Raw genomic sequence first — 22,737 nt, forward strand, 5'->3', positions numbered from 1 at the left:
CTGTCGAAGATCACAGCCTTTACCCTTCTCATCGAAATGCCGGAACTGGGGAAACTCGATGAGAAGGCAGCCGGCAAGCTTGCGGGCCTCGCGCCGAGCGACAGGCAGTCCGGAGTGTGGACCGGCCGCGCCTTCATCGTTGGTGGCCGCGCCATCGTCCGGCAGGCTCTTTACATGCCGGCCCTTGTCGCCACTCGCTTCAATCCTGATCTCAAGGCCAAATACGACACGCTCAGAAAAGCTGGGAAACCGCCCAAAGTCGCCATCACCGCTATCATGCGAAAGCTCGTTGTCCTTGCAAACGCACTCCTGCGAAAACAGCAAAAATGGACACCAAAACCCGCTTGATTGAAACGGATACTTTAATCGGGAACCGTCTACATCCAACCGATGATCTTCATCTGCGGATCGACCTTCAGGATCTGGTCCTGATGGATCGGGATTTCCGCCGCCTCTTCCTTTTCGACATCGCCGATCAGACGGAACAGCGTACGGATGACGCCGCCATGCGTGACGCAGACCGTCGGGCGGTCGACGGATGCCAGCCATGAGCCGACGCGCCAGGAGAGGATTTCATAGCTTTCGGCATCTTCGCCAGGCGGGATGAAGTCCCATTTATTCGCCTTGCGCTCCGCGAGCCGGTCGGGCGCTGTTGCCTTCAATTCCTTGAGTGTAAAGCCTTCCCAGGCTCCGAAGGACAGTTCGACGAGCCTGTCGTCGGTCGCATAGTCCTTGGGCGGCAGGCCCATGGCATCTCTGGCGATTTCCATGGTTTCGCGCGTGCGCCGCAAGGGGCTGGCGACGAAATCGAAGGGCCGGTTTTCGAATGCGAGGATTTCGGCGAGATCGATGCCGTTCTGCCGCGCCTGTTCGCGGCCGATGGCGTTGAGATCGATGTCTTTCTGCCCCTGCAGGCGACGCTCGGCATTCCAGTCGGTCTGACCGTGACGTATCACATAGAGGATGGGCGACACGGTCAGCTTCCTGTTGGTCAGTCCTTCGCGACGGAAATGTCGGGCGCGTCCACGGCCTTCATGCCGACCGTATGATAGCCCGAATCGACGTGATGGATTTCGCCGGTCACGGCCGTCGACAGATCGGACAGCAGATAGAGGGCGGAATTGCCGACTTCGTCGATCGTGACAGTCCGCTTCAGCGGCGCGTTGTACTCATTCCACTTCAGGATGTAGCGGAAGTCGCCGATACCGGACGCAGCGAGCGTCTTGATCGGGCCTGCCGAGATCGCGTTGACGCGAATACCGCGGCTGCCGAGGTCGACTGCGAGGTAGCGCACGCTGGCTTCCAAAGCAGCCTTCGCGACACCCATGACGTTGTAGTGCGGCATGACCTTTTCCGCACCGTAATAGGTGAGAGTGATCATCGAGCCGCCGTCATTCATGATTCGCTCGGCGCGCTGTGCAACCGCCGTGAAGGAATAGACGGAGATATCCATCGTCTTCGTGAAGTTGTCGCGGCTGGTATCGAGGTAACGGCCGGTCAGCTCGTCCTTGTCGGAAAACGCGATGGCATGCACGACGAAATCGATCTTGCCCCATTTCGCCTCAAGCGTGTCCATAACGACATCGATCGTTGCCGGCTCGGTTACGTCGCAATGGCCAGCCATAAATGCGCCGAGTTCCTGAGCAAGCGGCTCGACGCGCTTCTTCAGGGCATCGCCCTGCCACGTCAATGCGATTTCGGCTCCGGCATCCGAACAGGCCTTGGCAATACCCCACGCTATCGAACGGTTGTTTGCTACGCCGAGGATGACGCCGCGTTTGCCTGCCATGAGGCCAGTGGATTGAGCCATATTCTGCTCCCTTGAACTTTCGAATGACCCTGCCTATGGCATAGGCCGTTCCCCTGTTCAAGCATCGTAAAGATCATCAACTGTTAGGGATCGTAACAAAGGGTGCTGTTGTCACCAAAATTTCACAGGAAAAGCCCCTCGCGCATGCTGCGCATGAGATCCGTGACCTTATCGTCGGGTTTTTCCCACAGCATCAGCCGCAATTCAACGATGAGATCGCCTTTTCCGCCATTGCCGTCGGGCAATCCCTCGCCGGAAATGCGCACGACCTGATCCGAACCGGACCAGGCCGGCACCGTGATCCTGACCGGTCCGTTCAATCCCTCGACCGTGGTTTCGCAACCGAGAACGGCATTCTCTATCGTAATGGGTAATATTGTACGCACATTGCTGCCGTCGAGTGTGAAGCGTCCGTCGGTCGATAGGTGAACGGTGACGGCGACATCGCCGCGCAACATGCCCTGCAGTTTCAGTCCCTGGCCCTTGAGGTGAAGCACCTGGCCATTGGAAATATCAGTCGTCGCCTGGAAGCGCGCCTCCCGGTTGTCGGGCAGCGGAACGGCAATCCAGCGGCTCTTCAGCATGTCGTCGAGCGTTACCGTAGCTTCGGCGGCGACCTCCGGGGTTTTCTCCGGCGGCTTTTCGGGCGCACTGCCGCCCGTGATGCGTCGTACCAGAGAGCCGAGGATGCCGAAGGCGGAGCGCGAGCCGGCAGCTGCTGAAACCGTGGCAAGCTGCTCCTCTTCCACCTGCGGCTCTTCCGGTGCCGCGGTATCGGGTTGCTCCTGCGGCTTTTCCGCCTGCTTTACGCCTGTTGCCGCCGTGGCCTGTGCCTGCTGCGCCTGGCCGGTCTTCACTCCGAAAATGCGTTCGACCATGTCTTCCGGAGATTCGGTGGCTTTGCCCTGTTGGCTGGATGCAGCGGAGGCTGCTGCTTTGCGGGCGTTGGCCCGCGCGAGCTCTTCCATGATCTTGTCGGCATTGGCGCGCGCGGCCTTGGCCCGCTCGGCAGCCTCGCGAGCCGCCTGCCGCTGCTGCATGATCGTCTGTTCCTGGCTCTGACCCTTTGCCTCGGCCATACGTGCGATCTGGTCGTAGCGGCTGCGCTTTTGCGGATCCTTCAGCGTCTCGTAAGCCCGGCCAATTTCGGCAAACCGTTCCGACGCGGTCGGATCGCCCAGATTGTGATCGGGATGGGCGGTCTTCGCCAGACTGCGCCAGGCGGATTTGATTTCCTCCGCCCCCGCATCTCTCCGAACGCCTAGCACCTTATACGGATCGCGCATCTTTCCCGCCATCATTCATGGGTGTGCCGAGCCCCATCGCAGCACCCCACGCAAAGAACCAGTTAGCGCTTCGCCATCCTGCTTCCTGTCATGGGAGGCAAGGCTGATGCGCCGATGAGCCGATCCTGCGGGAAAAGTTGCTAATCAGGCGTTACGGCGGATGGAACCTGAAGGCCTGCATTTCAAGGCATGGTTAGCCGATCGCTAACGGCCGATGCTTGGGATTTGCAGTCGGAGCCGGATCGCCGATGATAATAGAATGCCTATCAGCGTGAACTGATTTGAGGGCGGGACGAAAAGGGAGAAAGGCGCTCAGCCCGCCTGCTGGAAGCTGAGCAACTGCCATTCGCCAAGGCCGACAAGGCAAGTCCTGCCCGAGAAATTGGCAACGCCCTGATAAGAGTGCCGGCTGGTGCGGAATTGGCGGCAGACCACGCCGGACGCATTGCTTTCGACAATCGTGTCGATGACACCGGCACTGCCGGTTGAGGTGTTTGCCCAGGGTATGGGCTGGCCGTTGAGTTTGTGGAGATCCGCCGAGGTAACGGCATTGCGCACCGTGGTCTCGTCGGAGATGCTGTCCGTCGTTACGGGGGCCGTCGGCACGGTGCCCGTCGATACGCTGCGATCCACTTTGGCCGAGCTCAGATAGTCCATGCCGCCGCCGACGCAGCCGCCAAGGGTGAAAAGGGAGACTAGGGCGACAGCCATCGTCACGCCTTTTGCAAGCTTGCGCTTTGTATGAACGATCGACTTTGCTATGACTTCCACCCGAACTTCTTGGCCAGCCAGAGGGGCCGGCGGTTATTAGGAATTGCGGAGCTTTTGAATTAATATGTCGGAAAACGAGTTAACAAGCGGTGACTTCACCGAGCAGAATGAACCTTTCAGTCTCTTTGCGTCCTGGCTGCGTGAGGCGGAGACCACCGAACCGAACGATCCGAATGCGGTAGCGCTGGCAACGGTGGATAAGGATGGCCTGCCAAATGTCCGCATGGTTCTTCTGAAAGGTTTCGATAGCGACGGATTCGTATTCTATACAAATTTCGAGAGCCAGAAAGGCCAAGAAATTCTTTCCCAGAAGAAAGCGGCCATGTGCTTCCACTGGAAGTCGTTGCGTCGCCAGGTGCGCCTGCGTGGCCTGGTTGAAGTGGTGAGCGATAAGGAAGCCGACGAATATTATAAGACAAGGCCTCGCGGCAGCCGCATCGGTGCTTGGGCCTCAAAGCAGTCGCGACCACTGGAAGGCCGCTTCGCGCTGGAAAAGGCCGTCGCCGAATATACCGCCCGTTACGCGATCGGCGATATTCCGCGCCCGCCTTACTGGTCCGGCTTCCGCATCCGGCCGCTGTCGATTGAATTCTGGCACGATCGCCAATTCCGCCTGCACGATCGCATCGAATTTCGCCGTGATGTACCGGAGGGTGCCTGGCAAAAGGTGCGGATGTATCCGTAAATCCTATGCTGTTTCCCGGCGCCCCATCAGCCGCATGGGGATGCCGGATGCAAGCGCCGACGCATAGCGGGGCTTCTGGTAATGGCCGTTCAGCGATAGCCGCGGCAGCAATAGTGGCGAGTTGCCGTTTGCTGTCGTGATCGTGCCGGGGCGGGTGGTGACGCCGACGGAGAAGCCGAGTTCAGCCGCAAGCCGTCCCTCGCGCGCCGAGACTGCCTCGTTCGTGCCATAGGGGTAGGCGATCGTGGTTGGCCGCTTTCCGGTGATGTCGGCGACATAATCGGCCGAAAGCGCCATCTCCGCGACAGCCTCCGCTTCGGGGAGCCTTGCCAAGGCCCGATGGCTCACCGTATGGGCGCCGAGCGAGGCAAGGGGATGGCGGGCGAGCTGCCGCAATTCATCCCGATCCATGATAGATGCACGGACGATATCGAGCGGTTCCAGACCATGACGCCGGGCAAGCTCATCGATCCGGCCGACAGCTTCACTTTCCTCATGACTGTGGACAAAGGCGGCGAAGCGGGCAAATGCGGCATGCTTCTTGCTGTCTTTGCCGAGCGGCAGAAACTCTTCTCCCGACCCGAAATCGAATGTCAGGCGATCAAGCCGGCCAAGCAGTTCGCCCAGCGTCTCCCACCATAAAGTATGGCTCCGCTCTGAAAGCCCCTGGGTAACGAAGATTGTGAAGGGCACATCGTGGCGTGCGAAGATTGGCAGGGCGTGTTCAAGATTGTCCCGATTGCCGTCGTCGAGCGTCACGGCGACGAAGGGCGGCTTGCCGGCCTCTTTTGCCCGGGATGGAAGAGCGTCGAGTGCAATGAACTTGTAACCGTCTTGCTTGAGCCGAGCGATGGCGCGATCGAGAAAATCGGGTGAGACCTCCAGATGCGCATTGGGCGCAAAACGGCAGGGAAGGGCAGGGCGGACGTGATGAAGGGTGAAGATCGTGCCGAGGCCGGCAACATCGCGCATCAGTCCCGCACCCTTCAAAAGCGCGGCAGCCTCAAGCCCGCTTGAGATCATCGTGCGCTTGAGGCGGACCTTGATGCCCTGTTCCATGCGGCTCGACCCGGTTGACCAATGTCAACGCTGTAGCGCATCCCCGTTAAACCTTACTGAATCTTCGTCATAATTTCCAATGCGTTAATGCTTATTTTACCAGGAAAGGCAAAATTGAAGAACTATCGAGGCTGTTGCCTCAATATCGCACCGGTATCAGGCTTTTTGTCGCAAAATCATACAGGGATTGATGCGGTGTGTTGGCATTCTTTCGGTTGGGGACAATTATGAAACGACTTCTGATGGCTTTGTCTGTGGCCGTCTTGCTGTTGAGCGCTCCTGTAGCGAGCTTCGCCGGCAGCGCCTATTTCATCATGGATGCGAAGACCGGCAAAGTGCTGGCATCGAGCAATGCGGATGACCTCAACCATCCGGCATCGCTGACCAAGATGATGACCCTATACATGACCTTCGAGGCGATCCATCGCGGCAAGCTGAGCTGGAATACCCGGATCCCGGTTTCGCGTTTCGCCGCCGCCAAGCCGCCAACCAAGCTGGGCCTCAAGCCCGGCGGTACGGTGACTGTCCGCGAAGCCGTCGATGGCATGATCATCAAGTCCGCCAACGATGCCGCAACCGCCATGGCGGAAGCGCTCGGCGGCAGCGAGAGCGGTTTTGCGCGGATGATGACGCAGAAAGCACGCGAACTCGGCATGCGCCGCACCACCTTCCTGAATGCATCCGGTCTTCCGAACATGCAGCAGTGGACGACGGCGCGAGATATGTCGACGCTCGCCGTCGCGCTCATCAACAACTATCCCCAGGAGTACCGGCTCTTCTCGCAGACGAGCTTCAACTACCGCGGCCACTACGTGCGCGGCCATAACAACCTGATGTATCGCTATGAGGGCATGGACGGTATCAAGACCGGCTATACGAATGCCTCCGGCTTCAACCTCGTCAGCGCCGTGCGTCAGGGCAATCGTCGCGTGATCGGCGTCGTCATGGGCGGCGCCACGGCGCGCGGTCGCGACGCGATGATGGCGTCGCTGCTGGACCGCTATGTGCCCAAGGCAGCCTCCGTCGTGACATCGCGTCTCATGGCGAGCGTCGGCGGCAAGATGGAGAAGCAGGTTGAAGTGGCGTCTGCATCGGACGATGTTGCCGTCGATGTCGATGCCCAAACCACTGCCACGACGACACCTGCGCCGGCGCGCAAGCGTACCGAGGTTGTCCCAATGGCATTCGCCGCCGCCTCGAACGTCACCGTGCCGATGGATCGCCCGGCTGCGATGGACGAGATCCTCGTCGACAACAAGCAGGCGGCAGCCGCCAGCAAGCCGATGGTATCCGGAAGCTGGCAGGTGCAGATCGCGGCGACGCCAACCGCTCAGGCTGCCAAGGATTTGCTCTCGGAAGCGAAGTCCAAGGCCGGCAATGCGCTCGCCAATGCCTCGCCCTATACCGAAGCCGTCGGCAAGGGCGCCAGCACGGTCTATCGCGCCCGCTTCACCGGCTTTGCAAGCCGCGACGATGCAAGTTCGGCCTGCTCCGCTCTGAAGCGCAAGGACTTCGATTGCATGCTCCTGCCGAGCAAGGGCTGAACATAATCTTGATTGGATAGAAGCGAGCCGGCGGAGCAAATCTCCGCCGGCTCGACTTTTTTGCGGGAATCGTTCATTGATGAATGGAACATAAAGGGAACGATTTCGATGCTGAAAGATCTGATGGAGCAATTCGAAACGGCTTCGGCACGCTACGCCGCCGACAACGGCATGGAGCGCGACGACGACTGGTTCGTGTTGAAACTCCAGGAAGAAATGGGCGAGTTGGTCCAGATCTGGAACAAGGTCACCGGCCGCGGGCGGCGCAAGGGCATGAGCGACGCGGATCTTGCGACGGCGCTTGCCGATGAAACGGCCGATGTGCTCGGCCATATTCTTCTATTCGCGCATCGCAACGGCCTCGATCTGCCGGCTGCCGTCGAGCGCAAGTGGCTCTTTCGCCCTCAGGCGTAGCAGGCCGGGGCGGTTAAGCCTTGGTGCCGCCCACCGTGATCTGGTCCATGCGCAGATGCGGCTGACCGACGCCGACGGGAACCCATTGGCCGGCTTTGCCGCAATTGCCGATGCCGGTATCGAGTTTCATGTCGTTGCCGATCATCGAAACGCGCTTCATCGCATCCGGCCCGTTGCCGATCAGCATGGCTCCCTTGATAGGAGCGCCGACCTTGCCATCCTCGATGAGGTAGGCTTCGGTGCAGCCGAAGACGAATTTGCCTGAGGTGATATCCACCTGACCGCCGCCGAAGGAAACGGCGTAGATGCCCTTCTTCACCGAAGCGATGATTTCGTCCGGCGTCTTGTCGCCGCCAAGCATATAGGTGTTGGTCATGCGCGGCATCGGCGTATGGGCATAGCCCTGGCGGCGGCCGTTGCCGGTCGCCTTCATGCCCATCAGCCGGGCATTCTGTCGGTCCTGCATATAGCCGACCAGTTTGCCGTTTTCGATCAGCACGTTGTAGGCCGAAGGCGTGCCTTCGTCGTCGACGGTGATCGAACCACGGCGGTTCTCGATCGTGCCGTCATCGACGACGGTAACGCCGGGAGCGGCGACCATCTGGCCGAGCAGCCCCGCGAAAGCCGATGTCTTCTTGCGGTTGAAATCGCCTTCCAGCCCGTGTCCGACGGCTTCGTGCAGCATGACGCCCGGCCAGCCGGAGCCGAGCACGACATCCATCGTGCCGGCGGGTGCCTCGATTGCCTCGAGATTGACGAGCGCCTGGCGAAGCGCCTCGTCGGCGCCGTAATGCCAATTGTCTTCTGTGACGAAATCGCCGAAGCCGATGCGGCCGCCCGTGCCGAAGGAGCCGGATTCCTGCCGGTCGCCGTCACCCACGATGACAGAGATATTGACGCGCGTCATCGGCCTGACATCGCGGACGCGATGACCGTCGGCGCGCAAAATGTCGACCACCTGCCAGCTTGCGGCGATGGATGCCGTCACCTGGCGCACCTTGTCGTTCTTGTCGCGCAGATAGCTGTCGATCCGCTGCAGGAGCTTTGCCTTTTCCTCGAAGCTCGGCGTGCCGATCGGGTTCTCGTCGCCATAGAGCACCTTGTTGGTACGCTGTGGCGCTGCTGCATAGGAGCCGGCATAGCCCGATGTCACCGCACGTACCGCATCGGCGGCGCGCTTCAGGGCGGCTTCGGACAGGTCGCCCGCATGGGCATAGCCCACCGCTTCGCCGGCAACGGCGCGAAGGCCGAAGCCCTGCTCGGTGTTGAAGCTGCCGCCCTTCATACGGCCATTGTCGAAGGTCAGCGATTCCGCCTGGACATGCTCGACGAAGAGTTCGCCGTCGTCGGCGCCGGACAGCGCCTCGGCCACGATGCCGCGCAGCTTGGCTTCATCGGCATCGAAAAGGGTAAGGAGATCGGTATTCATGGGTCAGGTGCTCCGTTCAGAGCCGATGTAGGCTTCGCACCGCGCAAGAGCAAGCCCATCCGGTCAGGGAAGGGCGTCGTAGCCGTCCGCGAAGCCCTTCAAGTCCACAGGGATGCCGATCCCTTCTTCCGGTGACTGGAAGACGATGAAAGTTGCCGTGGCGCCGCTGCGCAGCGTCTTCAGCAATTGATCCTCCAGCACGACTTCGGCGTAGCAGCCGTCGGAGAAGCAGCGCACGAAATAGGCGCGGCCGATATCCTTACCATCGATATTGAGGCCGAGACCGTTGGGCAGCAGCACGCCGAGCGGCGCCAGCACGCGCAGGATCTTGGATTTGCGGTCAGCCGTCTTCAGCACGACGACGGACAAACCGATTTCGGGACGATCCTCCGCAATCACGTTCTGCATCAGCGCGCATTGCTCGGTTGCCGCGCCTGCCGGCTTGTCGCAGACGACGGACCATGCGCCATGGCTGGAGCGAACCGTACCCGGCGGTTGCGGAACCTGGCTCGTTGGCACCTGCTGCGTATGCGGCTGCTGTTGGCCCGGCTGGTCCGGCTGCAACTGCTGGGTCTGCTGCGCCGGCGGCTGAGTCTGCTGTGCCTGTTGCGCCCATGCGGGTGCGGCAACTGCGGCAGCGACGCTGCCGGTAACAAGCAAAAGCCGGGCGAGGGAACGAAAACCCATGGAAACCTCTAGATTCGAATCAGTGCCGCTATTGTTGAAGCCCAGGCCGGCAAATGAAAAGCCCCGGCTGCTGGATTCCAACCGACTACGGCGGAAATACGACGTCTACTCCATTTTGTCCCGGCGGCGCCATGGACCGCGATGCAATTTTTCGTATGATGATGAAATGCTTGCCATGTCCGGGACAAGCATGGGGGGATATTCGCGCAAAAATGCCGCACTAACAAATGTCTTGAGTTGTTGCGGAGTACCCCAAACTGTGGTTTGAAGCGCAATGGATTGTAGGGATACTGCGTTTGAGGAAGATCTGGGATCAAACGCTGGAGGGAGAGACATCGTGATTAAGAGAGCTTACGCGGCTCTGGCAGCTATGATCTGTCTGCTTTTTGCGACAGGTAGCTACGCCGATCAGCCGAGACCTTGGGAAACCGGTATGCAGCAGGCGGCAACCGGCAACATGCATCAAATCCGCTGGTTTGAGGCATACACGCTTTGGTTTATCATTCCGATCACGCTGCTTGTTCTGGCCCTCCTGGTGGTGGTCATGGTCAAGTTCCGGGCCTCCAAGAACCCGGTTCCGTCGAAGACGAGTCACAACACGCTGATCGAAGTCATCTGGACCATCGGACCGGTCCTCATTCTTCTCTTCCTGGCCATTCCCTCCTTCAATCTACTGACCGATCAGCTGACCTTCCCGGAGAAGACGGATGTCACCGTCAAGGCGACAGCGACGCAATGGCAGTGGAATTATGAATATGAGGGCAGCGGCGCGACGCCTGTTGCCTTCGATTCCTTCATGCTGAAGGAGCAGGATCGCACCGCCGCCGGCAAGGACGACAAGTCGAAATATCCGCGGCTGCTTGCTGTCGACAATGAAATGGTCGTGCCTGTCGGCAAGAACGTTCGCCTTCTTGTCACCGCCGCACCGGCCGACGTCATCCATTCCTTCGCCATGCCCGCCTTCGGCATCAGGATCGATGCCATTCCGGGCCGTCTGAACGAAACCTGGTTCAATGCCGACCGCGAAGGCCTGTATTATGGACAGTGTTCCGAGCTCTGCGGCAAGGATCACTCTTTCATGCCGATCGCCATCCGCGTCGTCTCCGATGATCAGTACAAGCAGTGGCTTGCCGCTGCTGCAACCGACGTCGGCAAGGCGAACAAGGCTCTGATGGCCGCCGTCGATCAGCCGACGACCGTCAAGGTCGCGGAAAACACGGCGAAGTAAGAGGGTAGGAACAATGGCTGGATCCAAGGCACACGACGATCACTCGAATGAGCTTCACGACGCTCACGCGCATGACGATCATCACGCACACAAGCAGACCTTCGCCGAACGTTGGCTGTTTTCGACGAATCACAAGGACATCGGCACGCTCTATCTGATCTTCGCGATCTTCGCGGGTGTGATCGGCTTCCTCCTCTCCGTTGCCATTCGCATGGAATTGCAGGAGCCCGGCATCCAGATCTTCAGCGGTCTGGCGTCGATGGTCTACGGCTTTTCGGGCGATGCTGCCATTGATGGCGGCAAGCAGATGTACAACGTCTTCGTCACCGCCCACGCGCTGATCATGATCTTCTTCATGGTCATGCCGGCGATGATCGGCGGCTTTGCCAACTGGATGGTGCCGATCATGATCGGCGCGCCCGATATGGCGTTCCCGCGCCTGAACAACATTTCGTTCTGGCTGCTCGTTCCGGCCTTCCTGCTGCTCATCCTCTCGATGTTCGTCGAAGGCCCGGCAGGCGCCTACGGCGCAGGCGGTGGCTGGACGATGTATGTGCCCTTGTCCGGCACGGTCGGCCATCCCGGCCCGGCGATCGATCTGGTCATCTTCGCGCTGCACATTGCCGGTGCCTCATCGATTCTTGGTGCGATCAACTTCATCACCACGATCCTGAACATGCGCGCTCCCGGCATGACGCTGCACAAGATGCCGCTGTTTGCCTGGTCGGTTCTGATCACCGCCTTCCTGCTGCTGCTGTCGCTCCCTGTTCTGGCCGGCGCCATCACCATGGTTCTGACGGACCGCAACTTCGGCACGACCTTCTTCGCGCCGGAAGGCGGCGGCGACCCGCTGCTCTATCAGCACCTCTTCTGGTTCTTCGGCCATCCGGAAGTCTACATCCTGATCCTGCCCGGTTTCGGCATGATCAGCCACATCATCTCGACCTTCTCGCGCAAGCCGATCTTCGGCTATCTCGGCATGGCCTACGCCATGGTCGCGATCGGCGCCGTCGGCTTCGTCGTCTGGGCCCACCACATGTACGTGACCGGCCTCTCGCTCGACACCCAGCGCTACTTCGTCTTCGCGACGATGGTCATCGCGGTTCCGACAGGCGTGAAGGTCTTCTCGTGGATCGCGACCATGTGGGGCGGTTCGATCCAGTTCCGCACGCCGATGATCTGGGCGCTCGGCTTCATCTTCCTGTTCACGCTCGGCGGCGTCACTGGCGTCCAGCTCGCCAATGCCGGCCTCGACCGCGAACTGCATGCGACCTATTACGTGGTGGCTCACTTCCACTACGTTCTGTCGCTCGGCGCCGTCTTTGCCATCTTCGCCGCCTGGTACTACTGGTTCCCGAAGATGACCGGCTACATGTACAATGAGCGGATCGGCAACTGGCACTTCTGGATCACCTTCATCGGTGTCAACATGGTGTTCTTCCCGCAGCACTTCCTGGGCCGTGCGGGCATGCCGCGCCGCTATATCGACTATCCGGATGCCTATGCCGGCTGGAACTTCGTATCCTCCATCGGCTCCTATGTCGCAGCCGTAGGCCTTTGCTTCTTCTTCTGGGGCGTTATAGATGCCTTCGTAAAGAAGCGCGTCGCAGGCGATAATCCGTGGGGCGATGGTGCGACCACGCTGGAATGGCAGCTGTCGTCGCCGCCGCCGCACCACCAGTGGGAAGAGCTGCCGCGCATCAAGTAGCTCATTTCCGGACGCCGTGATCAGCGGCGTCCGGCTCAACGGATAATTGGAAGAGAGAATGACGGTCATCGACAATCACGAAGCGCTCGCAAAGCAAGGCGAAACCGGCCTGTCGGAAGCGGGTGCGCGCGATTATTTCGAGCTTCTGAAGCCGCGCGTGATGTCGCTGGTCGTCTTCACTGCCTTCACCGGCCTGGTGCTGGCCCCCGGTCATATCAACCCCGTTCTCGGCTTCATTGCTATCCTCTGCATTGCGGTCGGTGCCGGTGCATCCGGTGCTTTGAATATGTGGTACGACGCCGATATCGATGTCGTCATGACCCGCACCAAGAGCCGGCCGATACCTTCAGGCCGTATCAATCCGTCGGAAGCCCTGGCCTTCGGCCTGGTGCTGTCAGGCTTCTCGGTGACGATCCTCGGTCTTGCGGTCAATTGGCTTTCCGCCGGCATTCTTGCCTTCACCATTTTCTTCTATGCCGTCGTCTACACGATGTGGCTGAAGCGCTCGACGCCGCAAAACATCGTCATCGGCGGCGCAGCCGGCGCTTTCCCGCCCGTGATCGGCTGGGCCTGCGTCACCGGCAGCGTGCCGGTCGAGAGCATCGTGCTCTTCCTCATCATTTTCCTTTGGACGCCGGCCCATTTCTGGGCGTTGGCGCTCTTCAAGATGGGTGATTACGAGGCCGTCGACGTGCCGATGCTGCCGAATGTCTCAGGCATCCAGACAACCAAGAATCAGATCGTTGTCTATGCGGTGTTGACCGCGATCGTCGGCGTCGTGCCGGCCTTCATGGGCTTTGCGAGCCTTGGCTATGGCGTTGTTGCCGCGATCCTCGGCGTGATCTTCGTGCACTGTTCCATCGCCGTCTGGCGCATGGTCGATGGCGACATGAAGATGGTGCCGGCAAAGAAGCTCTTCGGCTTCTCCATTTTCTATCTTTTCGCGATCTTTTCCGCGCTGCTGATCGACCGGCTCGTTGCTGTGCTGATGTCGGGCGGTGCCGGAGGCTGGCTATGATCGAACTCGTCAAGCTGACCGAGGCGCAGAAGAAATCGCGGCGAGGGCGCAATATCGCGCTCGGGCTGGTGCTTGCCGGTCTGGTGGTGCTGTTTTACGCAATCACCATCATCAAAGTCGGTTCCGGACACGTTTGAGGAGGCGTCATGGAGGGGGAGGTCACAAAGAGCACGAGAAGCGGCGGCCGTAACAACGGCATGATCGTTGCCATGTGCCTGAGCTTCGTCGTCGGCATGAGCGCCATGTGCGCCGCTGCCGTGCCGCTCTATCGCATGTTCTGCCAGGTGACGGGCTATAACGGCACGACGCAGCGCGTGGAGCAGGTCTCGAACGTCATCCTCGACAAGCAGATCCAGGTTTCGTTCGACGCCAATGTCGCGCCGGGCCTGCCGTGGGATTTCAAGCCGCTGCAGAAGTCGGTGAACCCGAAGATCGGCGAGACGGTCGAGGTCAAGTTCCAGATCGAAAACAAGTCGGACAAGATGGAGCGCGGCCAGGCGATCTTCAATGTCACGCCGCTGGAAGCCGGGGTCTATTTCAACAAGGTCCAGTGTTTCTGTTTCAACGAGACGGATCTTGCGCCCGGCGAAAAGCGCGAGATGTCGGTGGTTTTCTATGTCGATCCTGAGATCACCAAGGCTGTGGAAACCAAGACGATCAATGCGCTGACACTGTCCTATACCTATTACCCACGGGAAGGCGTAAAGCCCGTGGCTTCCAATGACGGCAGTACGAAGCCGGTGGAAAAGAAACTTTGATGGAGAGTGCTTCTCGGTTTGACCGGAAGCAATATGGGAAAAAGTTATTCGGGGATTGCTGATATGGCCGAGGCGCATCAGAGAAAACACGATTATCACATTATCGATCCCAGCCCGTGGCCGATCATTGCGGCCCTTGGGGCCTTCGTGATCACCTTCGGCGGCGTCTGCTTCATGCGCTACCTGAATGGCGGCGCGGTGCATCTGTTCGGGATCAATTTCGCGCAGCCCTGGCTGTTCTTCATCGGCCTCGCCGTGATCCTCTACGTCATGTACGGCTGGTGGGCCGACACGATCAAGGAGGCGCATGAGGGCGCGCATACCCGCGTCGTGTCGCTGCATCTGCGCTACGGCATGATCATGTTCATCGCTTCCGAAGTGATGTTCTTCGTCGCCTGGTTCTGGGCCTATTTCGATGTCAGCCTGTTCCCGAACGAGGCGATCCAGGCGTCGCGCACGGCCTTCCTTGGCGGCCAGTTCCCGCCGAAAGGCGTTGAGGTTCTCGACCCCTGGCACCTGCCGATCTACAACACCATCATCCTGCTGCTGTCGGGCACGACCGTCACCTGGGCTCACCATGCGTTGCTGCATGGCGACCGGAAGGGCCTGATCCAGGGCCTGACGCTCACCGTTCTGCTCGGCGCTTTGTTCTCCTGCGTCCAGGCCTATGAATATGCCCATGCGCCGTTCGAGTTCAGAAACTCAATCTATGGCGCCACCTTCTTCATGGCGACCGGCTTCCACGGCTTCCACGTTCTGGTCGGCACGATCTTCCTGCTGGTCTGCCTCGTTCGCGCCATCAGGGGTGACTTCACGCCCAAGCAGCATTTCGGCTTCGAAGCGGCCGCCTGGTACTGGCATTTCGTCGACGTCGTCTGGCTGTTTCTGTTCTTCTGCATCTATGTCTGGGGCAGCTGGGGCGCACCGCTTGCGGCGGGCTGATCGGTATCGATCTCTGAAAACAAAAGGCGGGCGCTGGACGACCGCCTTTTATTTTTTGGCCTCAATCCCTTGAGGCAATCCTCTCGAATGCCGTCGGATGAGGCAGACCTTCAGCGAGCAACTGCCGGATTTGCTCGGCGCATGCCTTGGGGCTTTTCACCGACGTATCGACCTCCAGATCATAGATTCCGGGCCGATGTACCTGTTCCTGCCAGGCAATGACCGGCGCAGGGACAGGCATGCCAGCCTCGAGCTTGACGTAAGTGTCTCGTCTTTCCGGCCCTTCGGCCAGCCGCCGCCCCATCACGACATCGAGTGGGCAGCGCACGCCGACGAACAGAACGGGCAGCCCCGTCAGCAGCCGGGCGCAATCAGCGAGAATGCCCAACGGTCGCGAATAGCTGTCATGATGACCGAATTCGGCGACGACATTCAATCCCATGCGGCTATGTGCGGCGATCGAGGCATAGAGTGCGGCATAAAGGCGCGCAACCAGCGGCTCGAGATCAGGCCGCTCGCCACCGGGACGCAAGCCGATGCCCGGACGGTAGCGTGGAGGCGTGATATGCCGCACATAGGCGTCGACGCCGAGATTCACCCACACGCCTTCAAAATCGGCCTGTATCGCCTCGACGATGCTGCTTTTTCCGGATCGCGGCGCACCGTTGAGAATGACGATCTGGCCAGCCGGCCGGCTTTCGCTGAATGGCATGAATTCGATCCCCTTTGCTTGTTTTGAGGCTGATGAGGAGGAGCTGAGAGCTTTTCGATTGGACGGATGCATGCTTCGCAGTTAGTTATAATGATAGGGGCGAGGTTCATGTGATCGCCCGCTATTTTAGGCTTATCGAGACAGAACTTTGAGCTCAGAGCAAGACAAGACGCCAAACGAGGCATCCCACAGCGACAGCGCCCTCTTTGCGCCCGTCGATCCCTTTAAGGTCGGCATACAGGGATGTTGCCCGCGTTGCGGCCAAGGCAAGCTCTTCGATGGATTATTGTCGCTGAAACCACGCTGTGCGGCCTGCGATCTCGATTACGCCTTCGCGGATGCGGGCGATGGCCCGGCGGTCTTCGTCATCCTGATCGTCGGCTTCATCATTATCGGCTCGGTCCTGTGGATGCAGATCAACTATGCGCCGCCGATCTGGGTCTATATCGTGTTGTTCGCGCCGCTGACGATCATCCTTTCGCTTCTATCTTTACGCTGGTGCAAGGGCATCCTGATCGCCCTGCAATATCGCAACAACGCCGCCGAAGGGCGCGTCCATCGTGACTGAGTCCGCAGTGCCTGTGCGTCGCGCCAATCCCTTGTGGCAGATCGCCAAGGCACTGCTTCTTCTCGCGGCGCTCGTCATCCTCATCGGGCTTGGAACATGGCAGGTCGAGCGGCTGCAATGGAAAGAGCGCCTGCTGGCCGACATCGCGGCCCGCAAGGACGCACCGGCTATGCCCTTGTCGGCGATCGAGACGATGGCGGCATCCGGCGGCGATATCGAATATCGCGTCGTAACCGCCACCGGCCATTACCTCAACGACAAGGAGCGGCATTTCCTCGCCACCTACGATGGCGATCCCGGCTATCACATCTATACGCCGCTGCAGCTGGGCGACGGTCGCTTTCTCTTCGTCAATCGAGGCTTCGTTCCTACAGAGGCGAAGGACCCCGAAAAGCGCAAACAGGGTGAATTGACGGGCGAACAGACTGTCACCGGTCTTGCCCGCGCCAAACTTGCCGAGCGGCCAGACGGCATGCCGGACAATGATCTCGGCAAGAACATCTTCTTCTGGAAGGATCTGGATGCCATGGCTGCCAGCGTCGGCCTGCCGAAGGACAAGGTGCTGCCCTTCTTCATCGACGCCGACAAGACGTCCAATCCGGCAGGTTTGCCCATCGGCGGCGTCACCATCATCGATCTGCCGAACAATCACCTGCAATATGCGGTGACCTGGTATGGCTTAGCGGTGGCGCTGGCAGCGATCGTCGCCATATCCTGGTGGCGCAAACGCCATCCGGACGCGCCCTCACAGTAGAGGCCCCACAATAGAGACATGCAATAGAATAGCTTCATTTCGATGGAATATTCCGCTAGAGCATGATCCCAAAAAGTGCGCAGCGGTTTTTGAATAAGATCATGCGGACTCAATAAAGCAGGCGGCAGGACAGCCCTATCTATGGCTCGAGCCTCTGTCGCATTTCGGAAGAGATATGAACATAGCCGTTTCCAAACCTGACCTGACCATCCGGCTTTGCGGGCCGCGCGGCTTCTGCGCCGGCGTCGATCGCGCCATCCAGATCGTCGTTCTGGCGCTGAAGGCCTATGGCGCGCCTGTGTATGTCCGTCACGAGATCGTTCACAATCGCTATGTCGTTGAAGGTCTGGAAGCCAAGGGCGCCATCTTCGTCGAGGAGCTAGATGAAATCCCGGCCGAGCATCGCGCCCAGCCCGTCGTCTTCTCGGCGCATGGCGTGCCGAAATCCGTGCCAGCCGATGCCGATGCGCGCAATCTCTTCTATCTCGATGCCACCTGTCCGCTTGTCTCCAAGGTGCACAAGCAGGCCATGCGCCACAATCGCCTTGGCCGCCACGTCGTCCTGATCGGCCATGCCGGCCACCCGGAAGTGATCGGCACCATGGGCCAGCTGCCGGAGGGTGCCGTGTCTCTGATCGAGACAGTGGAGGATGCCGACGTGTACCAGCCGGCCGACCCGGACAATCTCGGCTTCGTCACGCAGACGACGCTCTCTGTTGACGATACCGCCGGCGTCATCGCGCGGCTGCAGGAGCGCTTCCCCAATCTCACTGCACCGGCCGCCGATTCGATCTGCTATGCCACAACCAACCGCCAGGAAGTGGTAAAGGAGGCGGCGCCGGGCTGCGATCTCTTCATCGTCGTCGGTGCGCCGAATTCGTCGAATTCCAAGCGCCTCGTCGAAGTGGCGCTGAGGGCAGGGGCGAAGAAATCCGTTCTCGTGCAGCGCGCCGCCGAGATCGATTGGGACGATATCGGCGATATCAAGACCGTTGGCCTCTCGGCTGGTGCATCTGCGCCAGAAGTCATCGTCAACGAGATCATCGAAGCTTTCCGCGCCCGCTATAATGCTGTGGTGGAACTCGCTGAAACTGTGAAGGAAACCGAGAATTTCCTCGTCAATCGCGAGCTTCGCAGTATAGAGCTGACGACAGCAGACATGGCTTTCGTCAACGGCGAATAGCCGACCTAAGGCGCTCAAGTTCGGGACTGTTTCGTGGCCGTTTATACCGATATTACCGAAGACGATTTGAAGTGGTTCCTGACCGAATATGATGTCGGTGAATTGCTCTCCTACAAGGGCATTGCCGAAGGCGTCGAGAATTCGAACTTCCTGCTGCATACGAGCCGCGATCCGCTGATCCTGACGCTCTATGAAAAGCGCGTCGACAAGGGCGATCTGCCGTTCTTCCTGGGGCTGATGCAGCATCTGGCGAGCCGCGGCCTGTCCTGCCCTCTGCCCTTGCCGCGCCGTGACGGCGCCTTGCTCGGTCATCTCTCCGGGCGTCCTGCCGCCCTGATCTCCTTCCTCGAGGGCATGTGGCTGCGCAAGCCCGAGGCACATCACTGCCGCGAAGTCGGCAAAGCGCTGGCCGCTATGCATATTGCCGGTGAGGGTTTCGAGATCCGCCGCCCGAACGCGCTGTCGCTTGAGGGCTGGCAAGCGCTCTGGGAAAAATCAGAGGCCCGCGCCGACGAAGTCGAGGCCGGCCTGCAGGGTGAGATCCGCGGCGAACTCGATTTCCTTGGAAAGCATTGGCCGAAGAATCTGCCCGAAGGCGTCATCCATGCCGATCTTTTCCCGGACAATGTCTTCTTCCTCGGCGACACCCTGTCCGGCTTGATCGATTTCTATTTCGCCTGCAACGATCAGCTCGCCTATGACGTCTCGATTTGCCTCAATGCCTGGTGCTTCGAGAAGGATCACGCCTACAACATCACCAAGGGAATGGCGCTGCTTGAGGGATATCAGAGCGTGCGGCCGTTGAGCGAGGCTGAAATCGCCGCCCTGCCGACGCTGGCCCGCGGCTCGGCGTTGCGCTTCTTCCTGACACGTCTCTACGACTGGCTGACGACCCCCGCCGGCGCTCTCGTCACCAAGAAAGATCCGATCGAATATCTGCGCAAGCTGCGCTTCCACCGCCAGATTGCCGCGGCCGCCGAATATGGGCTGAAGGCATGAAGCATGTCGATATTTTTACCGACGGCGCCTGCTCCGGCAATCCCGGCCCCGGCGGCTGGGGCGCCGTGCTTCGCTATGGCGAGGTGGAAAAGGAACTCTCCGGCGGCGAGGCAGAGACGACCAACAATCGCATGGAGCTGATGGCCGCGATCTCGGCACTCGGCGCCTTGAAAAGCCCCTGCGAGGTCGATCTCTATACCGACAGCGTCTACGTCAAGGACGGTATTACAAAGTGGATCTTCGGCTGGAAGAAGAACGGCTGGAAGACCGCCGACAAGAAGCCGGTGAAGAATGCCGAGCTCTGGCAGGCTCTGGACGAGGCCTATAACAGGCACAAGGTGACGCTGCACTGGGTCAAGGGCCATGCCGGGCATCCGGAGAACGAGCGGGCCGACGAGCTGGCGCGCAACGGCATGGAGCCTTTCAAGAGGAAGTAGCTCGTCGGCAATAAACTCGGACTAGCCGCGTCACATAGAGCTCGATCACGCCAAGATGTGATCGAGCGCGCTTCTCACGCGCGGCTTTTCGGCTGCGGAGAGCGGCAGGATCGGGCGCGGCGGATCGATCAGGCAAAGATCGAGCGCTTCCGCAATCGCGTACATGACGCGGAAGCTGCCGAACTCCTTGAACAGGCTCCATAGCGGCTGGAACTTTTGATCAAGCCGCTCCGCTTCGGCGGTGTCGCCGGCTTGGGCAGCTCGCGTGAGCGCCAGCGCCTCGGCGGGCAGGAGGCCGGCAATCACGCTGTACCAAGCGTCGGCGCCGGCCAGTAGCCCGGCTGCGGCTCCCCAATCGCCGCTATAGCCGATGGAGAAATCCTTTGGCGTTTCGTGGCGCAGACGCTCTATCTCTCCCTTGAAATCGCCATCTTGCGGCAGAGGCATCTTCACCGCCACGATGTTCGCCACCTTTGCCAGCCGTACAATCAGTCGATTGCTGAATGTGAATTTCGTTGTGCCGGGATTGTTGTAGATGCAGAGCGGCAGCTCGCCGGCCTCCGCGACGGCTGCGAAGTGCTGGTAGACCTCTTCCTCTGTGAGTGGAGTATAGGATACGGGGGCCAGCAGTAGCCCATCCGCGCCGGCCGACTTGGCATCACGCGCCAATGCCTGCGCTTCGTCGGTCCGTAGCGCTCCGACACCGACGATGACCGGGATCTTGCCGCCGACACTTGTCATCGCCGCCTGTACTGCCCGCCGGCGCTCGTCGCGTGACAGAAAGGCGTAACCGCCCGTACTGCCGAGCAACCCGATGGAATCAGCGCCCGCCCGTTGAATGCGTTCAAGCAGGTGGGCGAGAGTTGCAACATCCACGCGTCCGGAAGCGTCGGTCGGAGTAATTGGAAAAGCCGAAAGTCCGGTAAAGAGCGTCACAATTGTTTTCCTTCTCTGTCAGGCCATGAGCAGCGGTAGCGGTCGAAAAACAGAACCTGAAATCGTCCTATGCTGAGTACCGTGTAGCTGTCGATGGAATATGTTGTAAAATCATACTCCGCTCAGCAACTTTGTGGCGATCATCCACATGGTAAGCGCGATGAGCGTTTCCAGAACGCACCAGGAGGCGGGCTTCGCGAAGATCGGTCTCAGCCACCGCGCGCCAAAGCCGAGTGAAAAGAAGAACAGGAAAGAGCCTGTCATGGCCCCCGCCGCAAATGAAGCCTCGTTACCTGGAAATCGGGTCGAGATCGTGCCGAGCAGCGCGACAGTGTCGAGATAGACATGCGGGTTGAGCCAGGTGAGCGCCAGGCACATGGCAAGCGTCTGCCGGAAGCTCGATGATTTCGCTTCTCCGGCAGCCAGCACCGCCGACGAACGAAAGGCGGAGTAGAGGCTCCTGGCTCCGTACCAGATGAGGAAGGCTGCCCCGGCATAGCGCATGACAGGATCGAGCCAGGGCAACAGCGCCGAGATCTGGCGGAAGCTCGTTACCCCGAGGATGATGAGCGCTGCATCGGAGAGCGCGCATACAAGGCATACGGCTAACACATGCTCGTTGCGGAGGCCCTGACGCAAGACGAAGGCATTTTGCGCGCCGATCGCGACAATCAGGCTGAGCCCCATCATCAGGCCCGTCATATAGATCGAAAAATTCATCCTAGCCGAAATGCTCCAAAACCAATGAGCATTTCCGGTATCGGCACAAGAAGATTTAGGCTAGTTAATGTTGCTAATCCTGATTAAGAAAAACTAATCCATGCTCGATTATTCTGCTCTCCGTGCCGTCTCCATGGTCGTCCAGACAGGCAGCTTCGAAAAGGCGGCGGCCCTTCTCAATGTCACGCCTTCGGCCGTCTCGCAGCGGGTGAAGCAGCTGGAAGAACGCCTGGGCATCGTCCTGATCGTCAGGGGTAATCCCTGCACCGCAACGGAGAAGGGCGAATGGCTCTGCCGCCATATGGAGAATGTCGGCATGCTCGAAGACGAGCTTTTTGGACGTTTGCCGGCACTTATCGATCCCGAGGAGCCCAAGCAAAGGGTTACGCTTCACATCGCCACGAATGCCGATAGCCTCGGGACGTGGTTCGTGGAAGCCATATCGGGTTTTGCCAGACGCTCCCCCTATCTGCTGAATATCGCCATCGACGACCAGGATCATACTGCCGAATGGCTGCAGCGCGGCCGAGTCATCGCCGCCGTCACCGGCCTGGAGAAGCCGATCCAGGGATGCCGGCGCATGTCCCTCGGCGCCCTCCGCTACCATGCGACGGCAAGCCCGGATTTCGTTGCCCGGCATTTTGCACAGGGCGTTACCCCGCAAGCGATCCGGAATGCGCCGGCCCTGACCTTCAACCAGAAGGACAGGCTTCAAAGCCGGTGGTTACGCCAGACTTTCGGAGAGGATTTTGCCTATCCGAGCCATTGGCTGCCGTCGACGCAGGGCTTCGTCGATGCCAGCCTTACAGGCATGGGATGGGGCATGAATCCCATTCAGCTTGTGCGGGAGCATCTGGAGGCTGGGCGCTTGGTGGAACTGATCCCCGACACGCCGCTGGACATTCCATTATATTGGCAGGTGAATCGTCTCGCAGCCGACCGGCTTGCCGAGCTGACGCGCGAGATCACAGCGGCAGCCAAAGCTCATCTGTCAGCATGAGCAATGCTTCTAAACACCTTGCCATTCGCCTCGCTGCCGGAACGCAATGTTCGCGAATTGGTGCCTTGCCCGGCTGTCCTTTCCCTCTA

26 protein-coding genes are annotated in these 22,737 nt (G+C 59.9%); 16 read left to right on the forward strand and 10 right to left on the reverse strand.

Going from position 1 to position 22,737, the window contains the following annotated elements:
• Positions 1 to 348: transposase (locus FBZ97_RS12560; RefSeq protein ID WP_145320926.1), on the forward strand; the 348-nt coding region annotated here is incomplete at its 5' end.
• A 29-nt stretch (positions 349 to 377) separates the two neighbouring features.
• Here the strand turns inward: FBZ97_RS12560 and FBZ97_RS12565 are convergent.
• The 4 genes from FBZ97_RS12565 to FBZ97_RS12580 form a co-directional block, all read right to left on the reverse strand.
• Positions 378 to 974: a histidine phosphatase family protein gene (locus FBZ97_RS12565; protein WP_069613740.1), complete on the reverse strand. Its 597-nt coding sequence runs from the start codon at positions 972 to 974 to the stop codon at positions 378 to 380.
• A 17-nt stretch (positions 975 to 991) separates the two neighbouring features.
• Complete coding sequence (gene fabI / locus FBZ97_RS12570; protein ID WP_145320925.1) at positions 992 to 1,810, reverse strand: enoyl-ACP reductase FabI; 819 nt, start codon at positions 1,808 to 1,810, stop codon at positions 992 to 994.
• A 122-nt stretch (positions 1,811 to 1,932) separates the two neighbouring features.
• Positions 1,933 to 3,096, reverse strand: coding sequence for a DnaJ domain-containing protein (locus FBZ97_RS12575; RefSeq protein WP_145320923.1), 1,164 nt, complete (start codon positions 3,094 to 3,096; stop codon positions 1,933 to 1,935).
• Between the two features lie 312 nt (positions 3,097 to 3,408).
• Complete coding sequence (locus tag FBZ97_RS12580; protein WP_229002100.1) at positions 3,409 to 3,807, reverse strand: RT0821/Lpp0805 family surface protein; 399 nt, start codon at positions 3,805 to 3,807, stop codon at positions 3,409 to 3,411.
• Positions 3,808 to 3,931: 124 nt separating this feature from the next.
• Between FBZ97_RS12580 and pdxH the strand changes: the two genes are divergently transcribed.
• Positions 3,932 to 4,552: a pyridoxamine 5'-phosphate oxidase gene (gene pdxH / locus FBZ97_RS12585; RefSeq protein ID WP_112605952.1), complete on the forward strand. Its 621-nt coding sequence runs from the start codon at positions 3,932 to 3,934 to the stop codon at positions 4,550 to 4,552.
• Positions 4,553 to 4,555: 3 nt separating this feature from the next.
• Here the strand turns inward: pdxH and FBZ97_RS12590 are convergent, their stop codons facing one another.
• On the reverse strand, positions 4,556 to 5,611 hold the full coding sequence (locus tag FBZ97_RS12590) for a polysaccharide deacetylase family protein (RefSeq protein ID WP_145320921.1): 1,056 nt from the start codon (positions 5,609 to 5,611) through the stop codon (positions 4,556 to 4,558).
• Between the two features lie 227 nt (positions 5,612 to 5,838).
• On the opposite strand from FBZ97_RS12590, the gene FBZ97_RS12595 reads away from it, so the two are divergent.
• Together FBZ97_RS12595 and FBZ97_RS12600 are read left to right on the forward strand one after the other, a co-directional pair.
• The gene (locus FBZ97_RS12595; protein ID WP_145320919.1) at positions 5,839 to 7,155 is read left to right on the forward strand and encodes a D-alanyl-D-alanine carboxypeptidase family protein; all 1,317 of its coding nucleotides are present in this window, start codon (positions 5,839 to 5,841) and stop codon (positions 7,153 to 7,155) included.
• Positions 7,156 to 7,263: 108 nt separating this feature from the next.
• Positions 7,264 to 7,569 (forward strand): pyrophosphatase, encoded by a 306-nt coding sequence (locus FBZ97_RS12600; RefSeq protein WP_113331988.1) that lies wholly within the window; start codon positions 7,264 to 7,266, stop codon positions 7,567 to 7,569.
• A gap of 13 nt (positions 7,570 to 7,582) precedes the next feature.
• Here the strand turns inward: FBZ97_RS12600 and tldD are convergent, their stop codons facing one another.
• The gene (gene tldD / locus FBZ97_RS12605; RefSeq protein WP_145320917.1) at positions 7,583 to 8,998 is read right to left on the reverse strand and encodes a metalloprotease TldD; all 1,416 of its coding nucleotides are present in this window, start codon (positions 8,996 to 8,998) and stop codon (positions 7,583 to 7,585) included.
• Between the two features lie 63 nt (positions 8,999 to 9,061).
• On the reverse strand, positions 9,062 to 9,685 hold the full coding sequence (locus tag FBZ97_RS12610; protein ID WP_095436197.1) for an invasion associated locus B family protein: 624 nt from the start codon (positions 9,683 to 9,685) through the stop codon (positions 9,062 to 9,064).
• Between the two features lie 337 nt (positions 9,686 to 10,022).
• Here FBZ97_RS12610 and coxB point away from each other — a divergent pair, with 337 nt between their 5' ends.
• From coxB to FBZ97_RS12640, 6 genes are all read left to right on the forward strand, one after another.
• On the forward strand, positions 10,023 to 10,913 hold the full coding sequence (gene coxB / locus FBZ97_RS12615; protein WP_145320915.1) for a cytochrome c oxidase subunit II: 891 nt from the start codon (positions 10,023 to 10,025) through the stop codon (positions 10,911 to 10,913).
• Between the two features lie 13 nt (positions 10,914 to 10,926).
• Positions 10,927 to 12,621 carry a cytochrome c oxidase subunit I gene (gene ctaD, locus FBZ97_RS12620; protein ID WP_113353906.1) on the forward strand — a complete coding sequence of 565 codons (1,695 nt, stop codon included), beginning with the start codon at positions 10,927 to 10,929 and terminating at the stop codon, positions 12,619 to 12,621.
• 58 nt (positions 12,622 to 12,679) lie between these two features.
• Entirely contained in the window at positions 12,680 to 13,639 is a 960-nt protein-coding gene (locus FBZ97_RS12625; protein ID WP_145320913.1) for a heme o synthase, read from the forward strand.
• Entirely contained in the window at positions 13,636 to 13,776 is a 141-nt protein-coding gene (locus tag FBZ97_RS12630; RefSeq protein WP_015339051.1) for a hypothetical protein, read from the forward strand. The genes FBZ97_RS12625 and FBZ97_RS12630 overlap by 4 nt, the downstream gene beginning before the upstream one ends.
• A 9-nt stretch (positions 13,777 to 13,785) precedes the next feature.
• Positions 13,786 to 14,397 (forward strand): cytochrome c oxidase assembly protein, encoded by a 612-nt coding sequence (locus FBZ97_RS12635; RefSeq protein ID WP_113331972.1) that lies wholly within the window; start codon positions 13,786 to 13,788, stop codon positions 14,395 to 14,397.
• Between the two features lie 63 nt (positions 14,398 to 14,460).
• Positions 14,461 to 15,339, forward strand: a complete 879-nt coding sequence (locus FBZ97_RS12640) for a cytochrome c oxidase subunit 3 (protein ID WP_145320911.1) — start codon at positions 14,461 to 14,463, stop codon at positions 15,337 to 15,339.
• Between the two features lie 61 nt (positions 15,340 to 15,400).
• Here the strand turns inward: FBZ97_RS12640 and FBZ97_RS12645 are convergent, their stop codons facing one another.
• Positions 15,401 to 16,051 carry a chloramphenicol phosphotransferase gene (locus FBZ97_RS12645; protein WP_113353908.1) on the reverse strand — a complete coding sequence of 217 codons (651 nt, stop codon included), beginning with the start codon at positions 16,049 to 16,051 and terminating at the stop codon, positions 15,401 to 15,403.
• Between the two features lie 148 nt (positions 16,052 to 16,199).
• On the opposite strand from FBZ97_RS12645, the gene FBZ97_RS12650 reads away from it, so the two are divergent.
• From FBZ97_RS12650 to rnhA, 5 genes are all read left to right on the forward strand, one after another.
• Positions 16,200 to 16,619, forward strand: coding sequence for a DUF983 domain-containing protein (locus FBZ97_RS12650; protein WP_069613871.1), 420 nt, complete (start codon positions 16,200 to 16,202; stop codon positions 16,617 to 16,619).
• Positions 16,612 to 17,373 (forward strand): SURF1 family protein, encoded by a 762-nt coding sequence (locus FBZ97_RS12655; RefSeq protein ID WP_145320909.1) that lies wholly within the window; start codon positions 16,612 to 16,614, stop codon positions 17,371 to 17,373. The genes FBZ97_RS12650 and FBZ97_RS12655 overlap by 8 nt, the downstream gene beginning before the upstream one ends.
• A gap of 175 nt (positions 17,374 to 17,548) precedes the next feature.
• Positions 17,549 to 18,556 carry a 4-hydroxy-3-methylbut-2-enyl diphosphate reductase gene (gene ispH / locus FBZ97_RS12660; protein ID WP_145320907.1) on the forward strand — a complete coding sequence of 336 codons (1,008 nt, stop codon included), beginning with the start codon at positions 17,549 to 17,551 and terminating at the stop codon, positions 18,554 to 18,556.
• 33 nt (positions 18,557 to 18,589) lie between these two features.
• A complete protein-coding gene (locus FBZ97_RS12665; RefSeq protein ID WP_145320905.1) occupies positions 18,590 to 19,555 on the forward strand; it encodes a homoserine kinase in 966 nt (321 codons plus the stop codon).
• Positions 19,552 to 19,992, forward strand: a complete 441-nt coding sequence (gene rnhA, locus FBZ97_RS12670; RefSeq protein WP_145320903.1) for a ribonuclease HI — start codon at positions 19,552 to 19,554, stop codon at positions 19,990 to 19,992. Before FBZ97_RS12665 ends, rnhA begins: the two co-directional genes overlap by 4 nt.
• 45 nt (positions 19,993 to 20,037) lie before the next feature.
• On the opposite strand, the gene FBZ97_RS12675 is transcribed toward rnhA, so the two are convergent.
• Together FBZ97_RS12675 and FBZ97_RS12680 are read right to left on the reverse strand one after the other, a co-directional pair.
• Complete coding sequence (locus FBZ97_RS12675) at positions 20,038 to 20,928, reverse strand: dihydrodipicolinate synthase family protein (protein ID WP_145320901.1); 891 nt, start codon at positions 20,926 to 20,928, stop codon at positions 20,038 to 20,040.
• 111 nt (positions 20,929 to 21,039) lie between these two features.
• Entirely contained in the window at positions 21,040 to 21,648 is a 609-nt protein-coding gene (locus FBZ97_RS12680) for a LysE/ArgO family amino acid transporter (protein ID WP_145320899.1), read from the reverse strand.
• A 100-nt stretch (positions 21,649 to 21,748) separates the two neighbouring features.
• Between FBZ97_RS12680 and FBZ97_RS12685 the strand changes: the two genes are divergently transcribed.
• On the forward strand, positions 21,749 to 22,648 hold the full coding sequence (locus FBZ97_RS12685; protein ID WP_145320897.1) for a LysR family transcriptional regulator ArgP: 900 nt from the start codon (positions 21,749 to 21,751) through the stop codon (positions 22,646 to 22,648).
• Positions 22,649 to 22,737: the final 89 nt, after the last annotated feature.

The organism is Rhizobium sp. ERR 942 (assembly GCF_007828395.1).
Lineage (GTDB): Bacteria > Pseudomonadota > Alphaproteobacteria > Rhizobiales > Rhizobiaceae > Rhizobium > Rhizobium dioscoreae.